The organism is Planomonospora sp. ID91781 (assembly GCF_015711595.1).
In the GTDB taxonomy this organism is placed as follows: domain Bacteria; phylum Actinomycetota; class Actinomycetes; order Streptosporangiales; family Streptosporangiaceae; genus Planomonospora; species Planomonospora parontospora.
Genome location: NZ_JABTEY010000002.1, coordinates 2,074,589 through 2,094,340, shown reverse-complemented (window position 1 = coordinate 2,094,340; position 19,752 = coordinate 2,074,589). Strand labels below are relative to the sequence as shown.

Sequence of the window (19,752 nt, the reverse complement as noted above, 5' to 3'; positions counted from 1 at the left end):
GTCCCCGTCTCCGGGACGGCCGTGGTGGAACGCCACGGCCATCCCGCGGATCTCTGCGACGAGAGGGCCCGCGCCGACCGGCGCGGGCCCTCTCGTCGGGTGTCGCGCCCGGACCGGCGGCTCCGGAGCGGGCGAATCCCCGTCCTCGCGGCGAAGCCCTCTCCGGCGGTTCCGGCAGTCCTCACACCAGGACGTCCAGGGTCCACGGGCGCCTGCCGCCCGGCGCGGGCCCGAGCCTGACCACGTGGCCGAGATCGCCGAGGACCTTGGCCAGCTCGTCCGGGGTCCGCGGGTCGGCGCCGCCCTCCAGCAGGCTGCGGGCGATCACCCCCCGGGTGGCCTTGGCCATGTGGCTGACGACCTTCCCGTCCCTGAGCACCCGCACCGCCACTCCCCGGCCGCCCGGCTGCCAGGCCGCCGTGTAGGTGCTGGAGCGCAGGTCCACGACCAGGCCCGGTTCGGCGTCGAGCACCGGGGTGAGCGCACAGCGCCAGAAGGCGCCCAGTCCGCCGATCGGCGGGAGCCTCACCGCCATGGACAGCCGGTACGGCGGGACCCGGTCGGTGATCCGGAGCAGTCCCCAGAGGCCGGAGAAGATCAGCAGGCTCTCCGCCGCCCGCCCGGCGGCCTCCGGGGGCAGGGAGGCGAGGCCGAGGTTGTCGTAGAGCACTCCGGTGTAGAGCTCGGCGGCCGGCAGCGCGGGCGCGGTCCGCAGCAGCAGGTTCTTCGCGACCTCGCCGGTCTGGCCTTCCGACAGGCCGAGCACGGTTCGGGCCTCCGGCCGCTCGCACAGTGCGGTCAGCGCCTCCAGGACGGTCTGCCGGGGCAGGGACGGGAAGCTCAGGGAGGACAGGTCAAGGGCGGGACCGTCACCCGCCGCGGCCTTGCCCTCCGAGGGAGGCAGCAGAATCAGCACGGTTCCCGAGCTTAGGGGCCTGCCGAGGGTCACCGGGCCGGGGAGCGGCGGTACCCGGGAACGGAAGGCGGCGGGAAGATTATATGATCTTGGATCATGACGGACGACGTGTTCGACCGCCTGGTCGACCGGGCGTGGCCGGCCCTCGGCCGGACGGACTCCGGCGGGTGGACGCTGCGCACCGCGGGCGGGGTCACCAAACGGGCCAACTCGGTCCTGCCGCTCGGAGGCAGGCGGGACCTGGAGCCGGCCGTGGACGCGGCGGAGGAGTTCTACGCCGGGCAGGGGCTGCCCTGCGCGTTCTCCGTGGGCCCGGGCGCGGCACCGGGACTGGACGGCCTGCTGGAGGCGCGCGGCTACCGGGTCGTCGATCCCACCCTGGTGATGGTCGCGCCGCTGGAGCCGGTCGCGCCGGGCGCCGGGAGGGGAGGGGCCCCGGTCCCGGGGGCGGGTCCGGCATCGGGAGGCGTTCCGGCGCCGGAGGAGGGTGCGGAGCCGGGCGGGGGCGCCGGCGCGCCGGAGGACGGCTGGTCCGGGGCGGAGGTCCGGCTCGCGGCGGAACCGGGCGCCGACTGGCTGGACGTCTGGTGGAGCGTGGACGGCAGGGGCGGCGATGACGCCCGGGAGACGGCTCGCCGCATCCTCACCGGGGTGCCCGCCGTCTACGGCTCCCTCGGAGCGGAGGCGGTGGGGCGGGGGGTCGTCCAGGGGGAGTGGCTGGGCGTCTACTGCATGGCCACGGCGGCGCACGCACGGAGGCGGGGCCATGCGCGGCGCATACTGAACGCCCTGCTCTCGCACGGGCGGGAGCAGGGCGCTCGGCATGCGTATCTATGTGTGGTGGAGGCCAACACCGCGGCCCGGTCACTCTACGAGCGGCTGGGTTTCACGGCGTCGGCCCGATATCACTATCGGGTCCGATGAAGCGAGGACCCTTATCTTTCGTCGTTGCCTGCGGTGGAGGGGGTCGCGCTGAGACGTGCCGACTCGTCCTGAATGTCGGCACCCTTGTCCCTCAGCACGGCTACGTGCTGCCGCCCGTGGTGGGCGCAGAACAGCAGCTCCCCACCGACGGGAAGGGTGGCGCGGATGTAAGCCTGGGCGCCGCACCGGTCACAGCGGTCCGTGGCCGTCAACGGCTTGGCGGGGGCGAGAGCTCCAGTCACGTATCGCCTTTCGGGTCATCCCCGACGTGGGGGATCGGGCGTCAGTCACTTGAGACAACATCTAACCGGATGCGGACGTTCCCAATCGACCTGCGAGTACGCCGAGAGCGGAATGCCGCCGGGAGTGACGGAGATCTCGCCGGGGGTAACGCGGCCCGGTCCCTGCTGGCAAGCTGGGACGCGCCGCGGCGGGAAGAACGGTAAGCTGCGCACACGTGTTCGAGCAGAGTGGGAGTGGGTGTGACCGCAGTTAGCACGGAGGCGGGTTATACGGCCCGTCATCTGTCGGTGCTGGAGGGGCTCGAAGCCGTCCGCAAGCGCCCGGGCATGTACATCGGGTCCACCGACAGCCGCGGTCTCATGCACTGCCTGTGGGAGATCGTGGACAACGGGGTCGACGAGGCGCTGGCGGGTCACTGCACGCGCATCGAGGTCGAGCTCCACCCCGACGGCTCGATCGAGGTCCGGGACAACGGCCGCGGCATCCCGGTCGACGTCGAGCCCAAGAGCGGCCTGGCCGGCGTGGAGCTCGTCTACACCAAGCTCCACGCGGGCGGAAAGTTCGGCGGCGGCTCCTACGCCGCCTCCGGAGGCCTGCACGGCGTCGGCGCCTCCGTGGTGAACGCCCTGTCCTCCCGGCTGGACGTGGAGGTCGACCGCGAGGGCCGGATCCACGAGATCAGCTTCCGCCGGGGCGTCCCCGGGGTCTTCGACGGAGACGGGCCCACCGCCAAGTTCAAGAAGAAGTCGGGGCTGCGCGACGGCGGTCCGCTCGCCCGCGACGTCACCGGCACGCGCGTCCGGTTCTGGGCGGACCGCCAGATCTTCCTGCCCGAGGCCGAGGTCTCCCTCGACGAGATCCACGTCCGCCTCCGCCAGACCGCGTTCCTCGTGCCGGGACTCACCCTGTCCGTGCGCGACAGCCGCGGCGAGGAGCCCTCCGAGGAGGAGTTCCGCTTCGACGGGGGCATCTCCGAGTTCACCGACTTCCTCGCCCGCGACGAGGCCGTCTGCGAGGTGCTGCGCCTGCAGGGGGTCGGCCACTTCCACGAGACGGTCCCGGTCCTCGACGACCTGGGCCACATGACCTCCACCGAGGTCCAGCGCGAGCTCACCGTGGACGTGGCGCTGCGCTGGGGCAAGGGCTACGACGCCACCGTCCGCTCCTTCGTCAACGTGATCGCCACGCCGAAGGGCGGCACCCACGTCACCGGCTTCGAGCGGGCCCTGGTGCGCACGGTGAACGAGCAGCTACGGGAGACGCGCCTGCTCAAGAGCAACGACGCGCCGGTCACCCGCGAGGACATCGTGGAGGGGCTCACCGCCGTGGTGACCGTCCGGGTGCCCGAGCCGCAGTTCGAAGGACAGACCAAGGAGGTCCTGGGCACGGCGGCGGCCAGCAGGATCGTCTCCCACGTCGTCTCCCGGGAGCTCAAGGAGTTCTTCACCAACCCCTCCCGCACGCTCAAGCCCCAGCTGCGCGCGGTCCTGGAGAAGATCACCGCGGCGGCCAAGGCCCGCATCGCGGCCCGCGAGCACCGCGACAACCAGCGGCGCAAGACCGCCCTGGAGAACTCGGCGCTCCCGGCCAAGCTGGTCGACTGCCGCAGCGACGACGTGGACCGCAGTGAGCTGTTCATCGTCGAGGGCGACTCGGCGCTGGGCACCGCCCGGGCGGCGCGCGACTCGGAGTTCCAGGCGCTGCTGCCGATCCGCGGCAAGATCCTGAACGTGCAGAAGGCGTCCGTCGCCGACATGCTCAAGAACGCCGAGTGCGCCGCCATCATCCAGGTCATCGGGGCGGGCTCCGGCCGGTCGTTCGACCTCGAGGCCGCACGATACGGCAAGGTCATCCTGATGGCCGACGCCGACGTCGACGGTGCGCACATCCGCTGCCTGCTGCTGACCCTGTTCCACCGCTACATGCGGCCGCTGGTGGAGGCCGGCCGGGTCTTCGCGGCGGTCCCGCCGCTGCACCGGATCGAGATCACCAACCCGGGACGGGGCAAGGAGAAGTACGTCTACTGCTACTCCGACGCCGAGCTCCACCGGGTGCTGCGCGACCTCGAACGGCGCGGCAAGCGGTGGAAGGACCCGGTCCAGCGCTACAAGGGCCTGGGCGAGATGGACGCCGACCAGCTGGCCGAGACGACCATGGAGCCCCGGCACCGGACCCTGCGCCGGGTCCGGATCGAGGACGTCCAGGAGGCCGAGCGCATCTTCGACCTCCTCATGGGCAGCGACGTGGCCCCGCGCCGGGAGTTCATCGTCGGCAGCGCGGCCGAGGTCGACCGCGACCACATCGACGCCTGAGCCGCCTGGAAGGCCGCTGCGGCCTTCCAGGCGGAGCGGGACTCACAGCTCGACCGGCACGAGCTTTCCGGTGCGGACGTCGTAGATGGCGCCGCCGACGGGCAGCCCCTCCGGAAGGAAGGGGCTGGTCCTGATCCTGACCAGGTCGTGGCGGAGCGCGGCGTCCTGGTCGGGGACCGTGTGGAACTCCAGGCTGCGGGTGTCGACGCCGTGCCGGGCGGCGAGTCCGTGCACGTCGTCGTCGGTGACCTTCGACATGCCGCAGTCGGTGTGCGGCATGACCAGCACCCGGTTCACGCCCAGGAGATAGACGGCCAGGACGAGCGTCCGCAGCACGTCGTCGGTGACCCGGGCCCCGGCGTTGCGCAGGATCTTGGCGTCACCGGGCTTCAGGCCGAACACGCCCAGCGGGTCGATACGCGAGTCCATGCAGGTGACGACGGCCAGTCCCCGGGCCGCCTTACCGGTCAGCTCCGCGTCGGTGAACGCGGCGGAGAACTTCTCGTTGGCGGTCAGCAGGTCGTCGAACGCACTCACAGGCCCACCCTTCGGTCGGTGAAATCAACAACGTCGATGATCCCTCATGTCCGTTTCATCGAGGTTTCCGGGGTCCCACTCCCGGCCTTCTGGGCTAAGATCGCGCCATCGCAGATCACTTTAGGTGATGATGATATGACGCAAAGTAGAGAATCTCGGGAAGGGCCATGAGCAGAACCGAATCCCTGGCCGGATACCTGCGCGCCCAGGCCAGGAAGAAGCTGGACCGCGTGGAGCCCCGTGACGGGGGGCGCAATGCGCGCTCGGCGCTGGCGTTGCTGGACGCGACGGCCTACGTGGAGGCGCTCGGCGAGGACGACCCGCTCCTGGTGGCCCTCGCGGACGCCGGATGCTTCGGGCCGGGAGGTGGCGGGGAGTTCCGGCCGGACGAGGAGGTGGCCCGGATCGTCCGTTTCTGGGAGGCCGGTGAGCCGCGGCAACTGCTGGCGGCCATCAGGTCCGCCCTCCAGGGATCACCGGCCTGATCGGTCGTGCATGAACCGATGAGCCGGGGGAAGGGAGGTTCCGACCATGCGCAACACCGCCATGGGGTTTTCACCGGTGACACCTGGGAGGAACCGTGGGAATCGCACGCATGCGGGCCGTCGTCCTCGACTGTCCGGACCCTGATCGCCTGGCCGGCTTCTACAGCGCGCTCCTCGACTGGAAGATCACCACGGTCGAGGACGACTGGGTGACCATCCGCGGAGCCGAGGAGGCGGAGCGCATCTCGTTCCAGAAGGCGCCGGACCACCAGCCGCCGGACTGGCCCGATCCCGCCCGCCCCCAGCAGCTCCACCTGGACCTGACCGTGGACGACCTCGACGAGGCCGAGGCGGCCGTCCTGGCGCTGGGCGCGGTCAAGCACACGCACCAGCCGGACGAGAGCGGCTCGTTCCGCGTGTATCTGGACCCGGCCGGCCATCCGTTCTGCCTCTGCGTGGCGTGAGGCCGTGACGGGGCTCCCGGGTCGGCTGAGGCGCCTGCGTGCCTTCCCCGACCCGGGAGCGCGGACCTAGTCGGCCGCCTGCGGGGCCCGTCCGTCGGCATCGGCGGAGGAGCCCGGCGAGGATCCCAGGGCGCCGCCCACGGCCGCGACCGCGTGGGTGAGGCGGAGGCCCGAACCGTCCCGGCGGCCGAGCTCCTCGGGGAGCGGGACCGGCTTGCCGGTGGCCGAGACGGCGCGCGCCGGTCCGGGGCCCGCCCAGGCGAGCAGCAGCACGTCCTCACCCTTGAGGAACCGCTGGGCGCGGACGCCGCCGGTGGCACGGCCCTTCGCCGGGTATTCGGCGAAATCGGAGATCTTGACTCCGCCGGTCTGGGTGCCGGGCAGGGCGGTGGAGGAACCGGCGATCGTCACGACTCTGGACTCCAGGGCCGGATCCACGGCGCCGAACCAGATCACCCGGGAGCCCCCGTCCAGCCGGATGCCGGCCATGCCGCCCGCCGGACGTCCCTGGGGCCGCACGATCGAGGCGGAGAAGCGCAGGAGCTGGGCGTCGGAGGTGATGAAGACCAGATCGTGCTCCTCGGAGGTCAGCTCCGCCGCGCCCACCACGGTGTCGCCGTCCTTGAGCCCGATGACCTCGAAATCGTCGCGGTTGGCCGGATAGTCGGGCACGACCCGCTTGACCACGCCCTGAGCGGTGCCCAGTGCCAGGCCGGGCCCGTCGGGATCGAGGGAGCCGATGCCCACGACCGTCTCCCCGGGGTTCAGCGCGACGTATTCGGAGACCGGGTGGCCGCCGGACAGGGACGGCGGATCCGACGACGGAGGGAGCGTCGGCAGGTCCACGACCTGGACCCGGATCATCCGGCCCTGGCTGGTGACCACGCCCACCTCGCCCCGGACCGTGCTCCGCACCGCGGAGACCAGCACGTCGTGGGGGGACCGTCCGCCCTCGCGGGGCAGCGGAGAGGCGTCGGCCGTACGGGCCAGCAGGCCGGTGGAGGAGAACAGGACCAGGCACGGGTCGTCGGGCACCTCCAGCTCCAGCGGCGCCGCGGTCTTCCGGGGGGCGCCGGAGGCCTCCAGCAGGACCGTGCGGCGGGGGGTGCCGTAGGTCTTGGCCACCTGGGCGAGCTCGTCGGAGACGACCTTGCGCAGCCGGTCCTCCGAGGACAGGATCGCCGTCAGCTCGGCGATCTCCTCACGCAGGGTCTCCTGCTCCCGGTCCAGCTCCAGCTTGTCGTAGCGGGTCAGCCGGCGCAGCGGGGTGTCGAGGATGTAGGCGGCCTGGATCTCCGACAGCTCGTAGGCCGCCATCAGGCGCTCACGGGCCTGGGCGGAGTCGTCGGAGGAACGGATGACGCGGATGACCTCGTCGATGTTGAGCAGGGCGACGACGAGGCCCTCGACGAGGTGCAGGCGCTCCTCGCGCTTGCGGCGGCGGTGGGCCGAGCGCCGGCGGACCACGTCGAGGCGGTGGTCCACGTAGACCTGGAGCAGCTCGCGCAGCCCGAGCGTGCGGGGCTGGCCGTCGACCAGCGCCACGTTGTTGATGCCGAAGGTCTCCTCCATCGGCGTCAGCCGGTAGAGCTCCTCCAGCACGGCCTCCGGGATGAAGCCGTTCTTGATCTCGATGACCAGCCGCAGGCCGCGGTGGCGGTCGCTGAGGTCCTTCAGGTCGGAGATGCCGTGCAGCTTCTTGGCCGTGACCAGCTCACGGATCTTGGTGACCACGCGCTCGGGGCCCACGTTGAACGGCAGCTCGGTGACGACGATGCCCTTGCGCCGGGGGCTGACCTGCTCGACCGCGCACTTGGCGCGCATCCGGAAGGTGCCCCGGCCGCGGGCGTAGGCGTCGCGGATGCCGTCCAGCCCGATGATCGTGCCGCCCGTGGGCAGGTCGGGGCCCGGGACGAACCGCATCAGGTCCTCGAGCGTGGCGTCCGGCTTCTTGATCAGGTGGCGGGCGGCGGCGACGACCTCGCCGAGGTTGTGCGGGGCCATGTTGGTCGCCATGCCGACCGCGATGCCGGTGGCGCCGTTGACCAGGAGGTTGGGGAACGCCGACGGCATGACCGTGGGCTCGGTCTCCTGGCCGTCGTAGTTGGGCTTGAAGTCGACGGTGTTCTCGTCGATCGACTGCACCATGGCCATGGCCGCGGCGGCCAGGCGCGCCTCGGTGTAGCGCATCGCGGCGGGCAGGTCGTCGGGGGAGCCGAAGTTGCCGTGCCCGTCGATCAGCGGCAGCCGCATGGAGAACGGCTGCGCCATGCGGACCAGCGCGTCGTAGATGGCGGTGTCGCCGTGCGGGTGGAGCTTGCCCATGACGTCGCCGACGACCCGTGACGACTTGACGTGCCCCCGGTCGGGCCGCAGGCCCATCTCGCTCATCGAGTAGAGGATGCGGCGCTGGACCGGCTTGAGGCCGTCCCGGGCGTCGGGCAGCGCGCGCTGGTAGATCACCGAGTATGCGTACTCGAGGAAGCTGGTGCGCATCTCGGCGGAAACGTCGATGTCGACGATCCGCTCTTCGAAGTCCTCGTCAGCGGGGGGCGTGGTCGTCCGTCGGGCCATATCGAACATTGTGCCGAAGAACAAGGGGTGCCCGCGACTTCAACGCCGAAGCCGGCCGCCGTGCCGCCGCCATCCGCGGCCCCGGCGGCTGCACGGGGCCGCCGCGGTCACGGCCGGGGAACCGGTGCCGCCGGGCGCGGCGGGGACGCCGGCCCTCTCCCGTCACCCCCGGTCGCGCGGACCGGCACCGGGCCAGGGCCCGGGGGTGGACCCCTCGTCCGCGTCGCCGGGGACACCGGTCCTCGCGTCGTAGACCCGGAACCCGCGCGCCCGGTAGTTGGCCAGCGCCGCCGGGCCGTCCAGGGAGCAGGTGTGCAGCCACACCCGGCGGGTCGGCTCGCGGTCCGGCCGGCGCCCGGCCAGGTCCCAGGCGCGTGCCGTACCGGCCTCCAGCAGGTGCCCGCCCACGCCCCTGCCGATCGCCCAGGGCAGGAGGCCGAAGGAGGTGATCTCGACGGCCGCGTCGTTCTGCGGGAGCAACTCGGCGTATCCGGCGGGGGTGCCGCGGTGGTAGGCCACCCAGGTCTCCACGCCCCGGTCCAGGAAGTCCGCCCACTGCCGCCAGGTCCACGGCAGCCGGTCGGTCCACTGCCAGTCGCCGCCGACGGCGGTGTAGAGGAAACGGCTGAACTCCGGGGAGGGGACCTCGGCGCGCACGACGTCGAGCTCGATCGCCGGGGGCTTGGCGGGTCGCAGGTCCGCCGGGGAGGTCTGCTCGAGATACCAGGTGGTGACGTCCATAGTGAGCCTCATGAAACCACGTCCTCGCCGGTGCCCGTATCCGGACGTAACGGTGGAGATCACATCGAATATGATCCGGCGATGCGTGGACACGGGCTGGGACGGGTGGTCGCGGCCGTGTGCCTGGCGGGCGCACTGACCGGCTGCGGAGTGATCGGAACGGTGGGCAGGGCCGCCGAGGAGGCGATGGCGGACCCGGCCGTGATCACCGAGGATGCGCCGTTCAAAGGATCCCCCTCGGAGGGGTTCGCCGAGGGGATCGCGGGGATCGAGGTCCCGGAGGCCGAGGCCGTGGGACGTTTCCCGGCCAAGGACGTCCGTGCGGCCTACAAGGTCAGCAGAAGCCTGCTGGAGGCCGCCTACCTCGACGAGCAGAGCCTGCTCTCCGCGGCGCCGGGCAGGGACAAGGAGGTCGGCCCCCTGCTGGTGGTGACCTACGAGGCGCGGTTCGTCTACGCGGTCCGGCCCGCGGGCAAGACCGGGCCCATCGTCCGGGTGATGGCCTACACCAAGTCACGCCACGAGTTCTGGCGGGACGAGCCCGGCGGCAGGCTCCGCCACTGGGAGGGCGACAGCGTCGACGGGTGGAACGCGGGAGTGGAGTGCGACTCCACCGGCCGCTTCCACCGCCCCGATTTCCGGTCCGAGGGCGGCGGTGACGGCCCGCTGCAGGACGCCTACGCCGACGGCGAGGCTCCGATGAAGGAAGGGGAGTGCGGGTCGGTGGAGGAGATCTGACCTCCGGCGGGAGCCGCGCCGTCCGCCCCGGCTCCCGGGCCCGCCGACGGCGCGGCCCGCACCCGGCGTACGGCCGGACGGCGCGACTGGACGAAACCGTCACCGGGACCTGATAGCAATGACCAGTGAGCGAAGAGCAGATGCTGCGCCAGGAGGCCGAGGAGCGCCTGCGGGCGCTCGCCGGAGAGCACGCCCGGCTGCGCGACGACCAGTGGTCGGCGATCAAGGCGCTGGTCATGGACCGGCGCCGGGTCCTGGTGGTGCAGCGCACCGGCTGGGGCAAGTCGGCGGTCTACTTCATCGCCACCGCGCTCCTGCGCGAGCTGGGCGAGGGGCCGACGGTCATCGTCTCACCGCTGCTGGCCCTGATGCGCAACCAGATCGCCGCCGCCGAGCGGGCCGGGATCCACGCGGTCACCGTCAACTCGGCCAACCCCGAGGAGTGGGAGCAGATCTACGGGCAGGTGGCCGAGGGCACGGTCGACGTGCTGCTGGTCAGCCCCGAACGGCTCAACAACCCCGAGTTCCGCGACCAGGTCCTGCCCGAGCTCGCCGAGAGCGCGGGCCTGGTCGTGGTGGACGAGGCGCACTGCATCTCCGACTGGGGCCACGACTTCCGCCCCGACTACCGGCGGCTGCGCACCCTCTTCGAGGAGCTGCCCGAGGGCGTGCCGGTGCTGGCCACCACCGCCACCGCCAACGCCCGCGTCACCCGCGACGTCGCCGAGCAGCTCGGCGAGGAGACGCTCGTGCTGCGCGGGCCGCTGGAGCGCGAGAGCCTCCACCTGGGCGTCGTACGGCTCCGCGGCGCCGAGCAGCGCCTGGCCTGGCTCGCCCAGACCCTGCACGAGCTGCCCGGCTCCGGCATCGTCTACACGCTCACCGTGGCCGCCGCCCAGGAGATCGCCGCCTACCTGCGCGAGCAGGGCCACGAGGTGGCCGCCTACTCCGGCCAGACCGAGCAGGCCGAACGGCTCGCCGCCGAGCAGGCGCTGCTCGACAACAAGATCAAGGCGCTGGTCGCCACCTCCGCACTGGGCATGGGCTACGACAAGCCCGACCTGGGCTTCGTCGTCCACGTCGGCGCCCCGCCGTCGCCGGTCGCCTACTACCAGCAGGTCGGCCGCGCCGGGCGCGGGGTCGAGCGGGCCGAGGTGATCCTGCTGCCCGGCGCCGAGGACCGGGAGATCTGGTCCTACTTCGCCTCGCTGGCCTTCCCCCCCGAGCAGGTCGTGCGCACCGTGCTGGCCGCGCTGGCCGACGGCGGGGTCATGTCCACCGCCGCCCTGGAGAGCCGGGTCGACCTCAGCCGGACCCGGCTGGAGAGCATGCTCAAGGTCCTGGACGTCGACGGCGCGGTGCGCCGGGTCAAGGGCGGCTGGGAGGCCACCGGTGAGCCGTGGGACTACGACGCGGACCGCTACGCCCGGGTCGCCGCCGAGCGCGAGGCCGAGCAGAAGGCCATGCTCGACTACCTCGACACCACCGGGTGCCGCGAGGAGTTCCTCCGCCGCCGGCTGGACGACGACTCCGCCACGCCGTGCGGGCGCTGCGACAACTGCACCGGGACGCACCGCTCGCCCGAGGTCGAGGCCCGTGCGGTCGAGCGCGCCGCCGAGAGCCTGCACCGGCCCGGCGTGGAGATCGAGGCGCGCCGGCAGTGGCCGACCGGGCTGAGCGACCTCAAGGGCCGGATCAAGCCCGAGCTGGGCGCCGAGCCCGGCCGGGTCCTGGGCAGGCTCACCGACATCGGCTGGGGCAACCGGCTGCGCGGGCTGCTGGCCGATGGCGCTCCCGACGGCCCCGTCCCCGACGACGTGTTCGCCGCGGTGGTCACCGTGCTGTCGTCCTGGCAGTGGGCGCAGCGCCCGGTCGCCGTGGTCGCGGTGCCCTCGGCCAGCCGTCCGCTGCTGGTGCGCAGCCTGGCCGAGCGGCTGGCCCAGGTCGGGCGCCTGTCCTACCTGGGCGACCTGGGCTACCGGTCCGGACCGCCCGCGCAGCGCTTCAACAGCGCCCAGCGGGTCCAGGCCATCCGGGCCACGCTCGCCATGCCCTCCGCCCTCGGTGCGGCGGTCGCCGAGGCGGGCGGCCCGGTCCTGCTGGTCGACGACCGCGTCGACACCGGCTGGACCATGACACTGGGGGCCGCGCTGCTCCGCCACGCCGGAGCCCCGGCCGTGCTGCCCCTCGCCCTGGCGGTGACGAGCTAGCCCGCGCCGCCCGGGCGCGTTACGGTTTCCCGCCATACGGGTCGGCGGTCCGCCCCCATGGCGGGCGGCCCGGCGGACGCCTAGCGTGGCCGGCGTGATCAGCCTAAAGGGATTGAGCAAGCGCTACGGCGACCGGACGGCCGTGGAGGACCTGTCGCTGGAGCTGAAGCCGGGCGCGGTCACCGGCTTCCTCGGGCCGAACGGAGCGGGCAAGTCCACCACGATGCGGATGATCCTCGGCCTCGACCGCCCGACGGCCGGGACGGCGCTCGTCGGGGGCGTGCCGTACCACGAGATCAGGCACCCGCTGCGGACGGTCGGTGCACTGCTCGACGCGCGCGCGGTGCATCCGGGGCGCAGCTGCCGCGCGCATCTGCTGGCGCTGGCGCGCAGCAACGGCATCGCGGGGAGCCGGGTGGAGGAGGTCCTCGAAGCGGTCGGGCTGGCGGACGCGGCGCACCGGCGCGCCGGTGCGCTGTCTCTGGGGATGAGCCAGCGGCTCGGCATCGCGGGCGCGCTGCTGGGCGACCCCGAGGTGCTGATGTTCGACGAGCCTGTCAACGGGCTCGACCCCGACGGCGTGCGCTGGGTGCGCCGGTTGATGCGCTCGCTGGCCGGCGAGGGCCGCACGGTCTTCGTCTCCAGCCACCTGATGAGCGAGATGCAGCTGACCGCCGACCACCTGGTGGTGATCGGCCGGGGCCGCCTGATCAGGGACGCGCCGCTGGCGGAGGTCATCGCCGACAGCGCGCTGACCGCCGTGGTCGTCCGCAGCCCGCACGCGGGCGACTTCTCCGTACGGCTCGCCGCCGCGGGGATTCGGGTGGAGCGGCCGGGTGAGAACGAGCTGGTCGCCACCGGCGCCGGGATCGAGCGGATCGGCGACCTGGCGTACGAGGCGGGCATCCGGTTGCACGGCCTGAGCACGCGCGAGGCCTCACTGGAGCAGGCCTACGAGGAACTGACCGCGGGCAGCGTGGAGTACGGCGCCCGGAAGGCGGAGGTGTGAACGATGGGGATCGGTGAACTGGGCCGGGCGGCCGCCGCCGAGTGGGCGAAATTGTGGTCGGTCCGGTCGACCTGGTGGTGCCTGGCGGGCACCGTCGTGCTCATGGTGCTGAGCGCCCTGACGCTGGGCGGGGCCACGGCGACGGAGACGCTCCGCGACGGCGGGACGGCGAGCCTCCCCGCGGGCGAACCGGTGGTCTCGGCGACGATCTTCGCCCAGTTCGCACCGGTCGCGGCGGCGATGCTGATGATCACTTCGGAGTACTCCTCGGGCGGCATCCGCACCACCCTGCAGGCCGTCCCGGTCCGCGGCCGGATGCTCGCGGCCAAGGCGCTGGTGGCGGCGGCGGTGGCGTTCACGGCGGGAGTGGTGTCCGGCGGCGCGGCGGCGGCGGCCGTCCACGTCGTGCTGTCCGGCGAGCCGTTCGACGGCCACGTCACCCTGCCGCCCGCGCAGACCGCCCTCGACCTGCTGGGCGTCGGCGTCTTCTTCGCCCTGGTGTCGGTGATCACGATCGGTGCGGGAGCCGCGATACGCAGCGCGGCGGGCACGCTGACCGCGGTGTTCATGCTGCTGATGGGCCTGCCGCTGCTGCTGGCGGCGACCGGTGCGCCCCCGGCGCTGGAGGCGGCGCTGCGCATGCCGCTGCCGGCCGGGCTGGCGTTCATGGGCAGCACCGACAACCCGACCGGCGGCCCCATCCCCTACCCGGCGGGCGAGGGACTCGCCTGGCTGCTCGCGTGGACGGCGGCGGCGGTGGCGGCGGGCCATGCCGTACTGCGCCGGCGCGACGCCTAGACTCCGCGACCATGTCGGCCGATCGGATCGCGCGCGTGTTGGCGGGGATCGTCACCGGTACGATCCTGGGCCTGGCCGAGTTGTTCTTCGTCTGCCTGCTCCGGCCCGCGGCCGTGATACCGGCGGCGCGGCCCGCCGTGGACCGCGCCGCCGCCCGGCTGGTGGCACTGGAACGGGCCCGGCTGGCGCGTCGGCTCGGCCACGGCACGCCGCGCTCCTTCCGGCCCGCAGCCGGTACGGCGCGGCCGGGCGTCCCCTCCTCCCCGGCCGCCCGCCGCGGGGCGGGCCCGGCGGCGCAGGGCGGCTGCGCCTTCCTGGCCGCGCGCGGTGTGCTCGGCGTGGCCGGCGGATACGTCTGCGCGGTGAGCCTGTTCACCGGCGGGCTCTTCCTCTTCGGCGGGCTGTGGGACCTGGCCTCGGGCGCGTCCGACTCCGTGCCGTTGGAACTGCCCGGTGTGAAACTGATCACCAGCGACTGGGTGCTCGGCCTGACGATCGGCACGGTCGCGCTGGCGCTGGCCGCGTCGGCGGTCCTCGCGGTCGACGCCGCCGACCGCCTCCTGGCCGGCCGCTTCCTGGGACCGGCCGGGCAGGAGCTGATGCGCAGGCGCATCGCCGAGCTGACCGCGACCCGCTCCGGCATCGTGCGGGCCGTCGACGACGAGCGGCGCAGGATCGAACGCGACCTGCACGACGGAGTGCAGCAGCGGGGCGTGGCGCTGGCCATGCTGCTGGGTCGCGCCCGGTACGACCCCGACGCCGCCAGGACCGCCGAACTGGTGGACCAGGCCTACGCCGAGTCCCGCCGGCTGCTGGACGAACTGCGCAGCGTGGCCTGGCGGATCTACCCGACGGCCCTCGACGAGCTGGGGCTCCAGGACGCGCTCGAGGGCGTCGCCGAACGGTCGGCGGTACCGGTGACCGTGCACTACGGACTGGCCGGCAGGCCCGTCTCCGAGGTGGAGACGGCCCTGTACTTCGTGGCCCGGGAGGCGATCACCAACGCGGTCAAGCACGCGGGGGCACATGACATCCTGGTCGTCCTGACCGAGGACGAGCGGACGGTGAGCGTGGTGATCTCGGACGACGGCTGCGGTGGCGCCGATCCTTCGGGGGGAGGCCTCTCCGGGCTGGCCCGGCGTGTCCTGGCCCTCGACGGCGACCTCGTCGTCGACAGCCCGGCGGGAGGCCCCACCGAGGTCACCGCGAGGCTGCCCAAGGCGGTGCCGTGCGAGTGATCCTGGCGGACGACTCGGTGCTGCTCCGTGAGGGCCTGAGCCGACTGCTCGGCGACGCCGGCCACGACGTCGTCGCCGCGGTCGGCGACGCACGGGCACTGCTCGACGCGGTCGAGCGGCACCGGCCCGACGTGGCCGTCGTCGACGTGCGGATGCCGCCGACCCATACCGACGAGGGGCTGCGGGCGGCGCTGGAGATCCGCGAGCGGCGGCCGGAGGTCGGCCTGCTCGTGCTGTCGCAGTACGTGGAGAAGACCTACGCGGCCGCGCTCCTGGCCGGGTCCGCCACGGGTCTGGGCTACCTGCTCAAGGACCGGGTCTCTGAGGTGGCCGACTTCCTCGACTCGCTCGAGCGCGTGCACGCGGGCGGCGCCGTCTTCGATCCCGAGGTGGTCCGTCGGCTCCTCGCCCGGACCACCCGCGCCGACCCCCTGAGCAGGTTGAGCGGGCGCGAGGCGGAGGTCCTGGAGCACCTGGCGCAGGGCTTCGTCAACGCGGCGATCGCCGCCCGCCTGCACGTCTCGCTGAGCACCGTCGAGAAGCACGTCAACGCCATCGTGGACAAACTCGACCTGCCGCGCGACCCCGACTACAACCGGAGGGTGCTGGCGGTCCTGCGTTATCTCGGCGGCTGACCGGCGGCCCGCGGCCGGCCGGTCAGAGGCGGGGGCGGGCGCCGAGGTGGGCGATGGCCTTGGCGGCCAGGCGGTTGCCCGCGGCGAGGGCCTCGGCCGGGGGCTTGCCCTCGAGCCAGGCCGGCAGGAAGCCCGCGGTGAACGCGTCACCGGCGCCGGTGCCGTCGACCACCCGCTCCACGGACTCGGCGGGGGCCCGGACGGGTTCGCTGCGGCTGTTGGAGTACCACAGCGAGCCCTCGTCGTTGAGCTTGATCACGACCTGGGGGAACCAGGCGGTGAGCACCTTGGCGGCGGCGGCCGGATCGTCACGGCCGGTCAGGACCTTGGCCTGGTCGGCGTTGGCGAACAGCAGCTTGGCGTTCTGGGTCCACTCCAGGAACGGCTCGGCGCCGGTGCGCTCCAGCGGGGCCGAGGAGGCGCAGTCGACCGAGACGGTCATCCCCGCGCGGCCGGCCATCTCCAGGGCCGCCAGTCCGGCCTCGCGGGAGCCCTCGTTGATCAGGGTGTAGCCCGACAGGTGGAGGTGGCCGCCCTGGGCGAACAGGTCGCGGGGGAGGTCCTCGGGGGACAGGGCCGCGTTGGCGCCCGGGTCGGAGAGCATGGTGCGCTCGCCCTTGTGGGTGACGAGCACCACGCAGGTGCCGGTGGGGCGCTCGGGGTCCATGACGAGGCGGGCGTCGACGCCGTACCCCATGAGCTCCATGTCGCGGTTGCGGCCGGTGATGTCGGCGCCGCGGCGGCCGATGAAGGCCACCTCCGAGCCCTCCACCGCCAGCCACGAGGCGATGTTGGCACCCGACCCGCCGCCGTGCATCGTGACCACGGCCGGTGTGTCGCTGGCCCGGGCCAGCGGATAGCGAGCCCGCGCGACCGCGTCGGTCATGAGATCGCCCACCACGACCACCCGCGTCATGATGTCCACCGCCTTGTGACTTCGATGCCGAACGTGCTTAGGGGACCGCGAAAAACCTAACAGTTCCAGGCCTGGATGGGGGGGCCGGATCGGACACGGGACCGCAGTCGATGCACAAGCGTTGCGCTAACCCACCCGGCTGGTCCGACATGTGGGATTCGCGTCTACCCTCGGGACTGTGGAGGCTCAATACCCCGCCCACTGGGAGGCGGACGTCGTCCTGTCCGACGGCGGCACCGCGCACGTGCGCCCGATCCGGCCCGCCGACGCCGACCGGCTCAGGACCTTCTACTCCCGGCTGTCCGAGGAGTCGATCTACTTCCGCTTCTTCGGCCCCCGCCCCCGCCTGTCGGACCGGGAGGTGACCCGCTTCACCAACGTCGACTACGTGGACCGGGTCGCGCTGATCGCGACGATCGGCACCGAGATGGTGGCCGTGATCCGCTACGACCGGATCGACGCGGAGGAGGCGGAGGTGGCCTTCCTCGTCGAGGACGCCCACCAGGGCCGAGGCGTCGCCTCGGTCCTGCTGGAGCACCTGGCCGAGACCGCGCGCGAGAACGGCATCGCCCGGTTCGTCGCCGACGTGCTGCCCGCCAACCAGAAGATGATGGGCGTGCTCAAGCAGGCCGGCTACACCGCGCGCAGCCGCTTCGCCGACGGCGTGGTGCGGATGACCCTCGACCTCACCCCGACCGAGACCTCCCAGGAGGTGACCGCCTCCCGCGAACACCGGGCCGAGGCCCGCTCCATCGAGCGGCTGCTGACCCCGGGCTCGGTGGCGGTGGTCGGTGCCGGCCGGGAGCCCGGCGGCGTCGGCCAGACCGTGCTGCGCAACCTGCTCGGCGCGGACTTCACCGGCCCGGTCTACCCGGTCCACCGCGAGGCGCGGGCCGTCGCGGGGGTCCGGGCCTATCCGAGCGTGACGGCCATCGACGGGGAGGTGGACCTCGCGGTGCTGGCCGTACCGGCCGACGGGGTGATCGACGTCGTCAAGGAGTGCGCGGAGAAGGGCGTGCGCGGGCTGATCGTGGTCTCCTCCGGCTTCGGCGAGACCGGGCCGGAGGGGCGGGCCCGGCAGGACGAGCTGGTCCGCATCGCCCGCGCGTACGGCCTGCGCGTCGTCGGTCCCAACTGCCTCGGCATCGCCAACACCGACCCGGCCGTCCGGCTGAACGCCACCCTCGCCGCGACCGTCCCCGGGCGGGGCAGGGTCGGCTTCTTCAGCCAGTCGGGCGCGCTGGGCACGGCGCTGCTGCAGCGGGTCGCCCAGCGCGGCATGGGCATCTCCTCGTTCGTCTCCGCGGGCAACCGGGCCGACGTGTCCGGCAACGACCTGCTGCAGTACTGGGAGGAGGACGCCGCAACCGACGTGATCCTGCTCTACCTGGAGTCGCTGGGGAACCCGCGCAAGTTCGCCCGGCTGGCCCGGCGCATCTCCCGGCGCAAGCCGATCGTGGTGGTCAAGAGCGGCGGCACCACCCAGGGCGTGCCCATCGGCCACGCCGCCCAGGTGCTCGGCCTGCCCGACACCGCGCTCAGCGCGCTGTTCGAGCAGGCCGGGGTGATCCGGGTGGACGACCTGATCCAGCAGTTCGACGTGGCCCAGCTCCTGGCCCACCAGCCGCTGCCCGCCGGGCCGCGGGTCGGCCTGGTCGGCAACTCCGACGCGCTGGCGCTGCTGGCCGTGGACGCCTGCGTGCGCGCGGGGCTGGAGCCCCGGCCGCCGGTGAACCTCGGCGCGCGCGCCGGGGCCGCCGAGTTCGGCGCGGCCCTGGCCTCCCTGCTCCCGGAGGTGGACGCCGCGGTCGCCATCTACATGCCGCCGACCCCGGGCCGGGCCGCGGAGGTCGCCGCGGAACTGCTGCGCGTCGCGGGCGAGGGCGGCAAGCCGGTGCTGGCCACCTTCGAGGGGCAGCTCGGCATGCCCGCGGAGCTGCGGGTCGGCGCGGAGGTGCCCGAGCGGGGCTCCATCCCGTCCTACGCGGCGCCCGAGGAGGCGGTCCGCGCCCTGGCCCACGCCGTGCGGTACGCGCGCTGGCGGGAGCGGCCCGCCGGCGTGCCGGTGGAGGAGCTCGACGTCGACGCCCCCGCCGCGCGGGGACTCGTCGAGCGGCTGCTGGCGGCCCCGCCGGGCGGGGCCCCGCCCGGCGGCGCTCCGACCGCGGAGACGGCGGAGACGGTGGGAACGGCGGGGATGGCGGAGACGGTGGGAACGGCGGGGATGGCGGAGGCGCTGGGGACCGTCGGGGAGGCCGTGACCGCCGGGGAGGCCGCCGAGCGGGTCCCCTCCGAGGCGGAGGTCGCGGAGCTGCTGGCGTGCTACGGGCTGACGGTCTGGCGCGCCGAGGTGGTCGCCTCGCCGGAGGCGGCCGTGGACGCGGCCGAGCGGCTGGGCTGGCCGGTGGTGCTCAAGGCCGCCGACCCGGAGGCGGCCAAGCGGGCGGGGACGGTCCGGCTCGGCCTGGCGGGCCCGGACGGGGTGCGCGACGCCTTCGCCGACCTGCTCCGGCAGCTGGGTCCCGACGCCGTGCTCGCCGTGCAGCGCATGGTCCCGCAGCCCGCGGTGCCGACCGTGGTGAGCGTCGTGGAGGACCCCGGGTTCGGCGCCGTCGTCTCCTTCGGGCTGGGCGAGGTGACGGCCCGGCTGCTGCGGGACGAGGCCTACCGGCTGGCCCCGCTGACCCGCGAGGACGCGGCCGAGCTGGTCGAGTCTCCGCGCGCGGCGCCGCTGCTCTTCGGCGAGTACGGCTACCCGCCGGTGGCGGTCGAGGCGCTGGAGGAGCTGCTGGTCCGGGTCGGCAGGCTGGCCGACGACCTCCCCGAGGTGGCCGGGCTCGACCTCGACCCGGTGCTGGTGGGGGAGTCGGAGGTGGTCGTGCTGGGGGCCCGCGCCGTACTGCGCCATCCGGGCGGGCCCCGTCCCGACGGGGGGCCGCGGCGGCTCAGCTGAGGGCCGCCTGAGGGGCGCCGCGGCGCTCGGGGTGAAACAGACGCCCGGGACAGGGCAGG

The 19,752-nt window shown here is 73.4% G+C and carries 17 protein-coding genes; 11 read left to right on the top strand and 6 right to left on the bottom strand.

The window, feature by feature from the left end; genetic code table 11:
* Positions 1–181: 181 nt before the first annotated feature.
* Entirely contained in the window at positions 182–916 is a 735-nt protein-coding gene (locus HS048_RS28505; protein WP_196469215.1) for a YaaA family protein, read from the bottom strand.
* Positions 917–1,012: 96 nt separating this feature from the next.
* Here HS048_RS28505 and HS048_RS28500 point away from each other — a divergent pair, with 96 nt between their 5' ends.
* The gene (locus HS048_RS28500; protein WP_230881907.1) at positions 1,013–1,840 is read left to right on the top strand and encodes an N-acetyltransferase; all 828 of its coding nucleotides are present in this window, start codon (positions 1,013–1,015) and stop codon (positions 1,838–1,840) included.
* A gap of 11 nt (positions 1,841–1,851) precedes the next feature.
* Here HS048_RS28500 and HS048_RS37650 read toward each other — a convergent pair whose 3' ends face one another.
* Positions 1,852–2,082: a hypothetical protein gene (locus tag HS048_RS37650; protein ID WP_068898692.1), complete on the bottom strand. Its 231-nt coding sequence runs from the start codon at positions 2,080–2,082 to the stop codon at positions 1,852–1,854.
* A gap of 240 nt (positions 2,083–2,322) precedes the next feature.
* Here HS048_RS37650 and HS048_RS28495 point away from each other — a divergent pair, with 240 nt between their 5' ends.
* Positions 2,323–4,395: a type IIA DNA topoisomerase subunit B gene (locus HS048_RS28495; protein WP_191894817.1), complete on the top strand. Its 2,073-nt coding sequence runs from the start codon at positions 2,323–2,325 to the stop codon at positions 4,393–4,395.
* A 42-nt stretch (positions 4,396–4,437) separates the two neighbouring features.
* Here HS048_RS28495 and HS048_RS28490 read toward each other — a convergent pair whose 3' ends face one another.
* Positions 4,438–4,932, bottom strand: coding sequence for a carbonic anhydrase (locus HS048_RS28490; RefSeq protein ID WP_068898688.1), 495 nt, complete (start codon positions 4,930–4,932; stop codon positions 4,438–4,440).
* A 167-nt stretch (positions 4,933–5,099) separates the two neighbouring features.
* On the opposite strand from HS048_RS28490, the gene HS048_RS28485 reads away from it, so the two are divergent.
* Together HS048_RS28485 and HS048_RS28480 are read left to right on the top strand one after the other, a co-directional pair.
* Positions 5,100–5,417 (top strand): hypothetical protein, encoded by a 318-nt coding sequence (locus HS048_RS28485; RefSeq protein ID WP_196469214.1) that lies wholly within the window; start codon positions 5,100–5,102, stop codon positions 5,415–5,417.
* Positions 5,418–5,512: 95 nt separating this feature from the next.
* Entirely contained in the window at positions 5,513–5,881 is a 369-nt protein-coding gene (locus HS048_RS28480; RefSeq protein WP_307832684.1) for a VOC family protein, read from the top strand.
* 66 nt (positions 5,882–5,947) lie between these two features.
* Here the strand turns inward: HS048_RS28480 and HS048_RS28475 are convergent, their stop codons facing one another.
* Positions 5,948–8,455: a DNA topoisomerase (ATP-hydrolyzing) subunit A gene (locus HS048_RS28475; protein ID WP_196469213.1), complete on the bottom strand. Its 2,508-nt coding sequence runs from the start codon at positions 8,453–8,455 to the stop codon at positions 5,948–5,950.
* 162 nt (positions 8,456–8,617) lie between these two features.
* A complete protein-coding gene (locus tag HS048_RS28470) occupies positions 8,618–9,208 on the bottom strand; it encodes a GNAT family N-acetyltransferase (protein ID WP_374058797.1) in 591 nt (196 codons plus the stop codon).
* A gap of 69 nt (positions 9,209–9,277) precedes the next feature.
* On the opposite strand from HS048_RS28470, the gene HS048_RS28465 reads away from it, so the two are divergent.
* The 6 genes from HS048_RS28465 (at position 9,278) to HS048_RS28440 (ending at position 15,824) form a co-directional block, all read left to right on the top strand.
* Positions 9,278–9,934, top strand: coding sequence for a hypothetical protein (locus tag HS048_RS28465; RefSeq protein ID WP_196469212.1), 657 nt, complete (start codon positions 9,278–9,280; stop codon positions 9,932–9,934).
* Positions 9,935–10,074: 140 nt separating this feature from the next.
* A complete protein-coding gene (locus tag HS048_RS28460) occupies positions 10,075–12,144 on the top strand; it encodes a RecQ family ATP-dependent DNA helicase (RefSeq protein WP_196469539.1) in 2,070 nt (689 codons plus the stop codon).
* Between the two features lie 94 nt (positions 12,145–12,238).
* Positions 12,239–13,153, top strand: coding sequence for an ABC transporter ATP-binding protein (locus HS048_RS28455; protein ID WP_196469211.1), 915 nt, complete (start codon positions 12,239–12,241; stop codon positions 13,151–13,153).
* Between the two features lie 3 nt (positions 13,154–13,156).
* Positions 13,157–13,951 (top strand): ABC transporter permease, encoded by a 795-nt coding sequence (locus tag HS048_RS28450; protein WP_068898677.1) that lies wholly within the window; start codon positions 13,157–13,159, stop codon positions 13,949–13,951.
* A gap of 11 nt (positions 13,952–13,962) precedes the next feature.
* Positions 13,963–15,189, top strand: coding sequence for a sensor histidine kinase (locus HS048_RS28445; RefSeq protein WP_196469210.1), 1,227 nt, complete (start codon positions 13,963–13,965; stop codon positions 15,187–15,189).
* Positions 15,180–15,824, top strand: a complete 645-nt coding sequence (locus tag HS048_RS28440; protein ID WP_068898673.1) for a response regulator transcription factor — start codon at positions 15,180–15,182, stop codon at positions 15,822–15,824. The genes HS048_RS28445 and HS048_RS28440 overlap by 10 nt, the downstream gene beginning before the upstream one ends.
* A gap of 22 nt (positions 15,825–15,846) precedes the next feature.
* On the opposite strand, the gene HS048_RS28435 is transcribed toward HS048_RS28440, so the two are convergent.
* On the bottom strand, positions 15,847–16,740 hold the full coding sequence (locus HS048_RS28435) for a carbohydrate kinase family protein (RefSeq protein ID WP_191894926.1): 894 nt from the start codon (positions 16,738–16,740) through the stop codon (positions 15,847–15,849).
* A 178-nt stretch (positions 16,741–16,918) separates the two neighbouring features.
* Here HS048_RS28435 and HS048_RS28430 point away from each other — a divergent pair, with 178 nt between their 5' ends.
* Positions 16,919–19,693, top strand: coding sequence for a bifunctional GNAT family N-acetyltransferase/acetate--CoA ligase family protein (locus HS048_RS28430; protein ID WP_307832683.1), 2,775 nt, complete (start codon positions 16,919–16,921; stop codon positions 19,691–19,693).
* Positions 19,694–19,752: the final 59 nt, after the last annotated feature.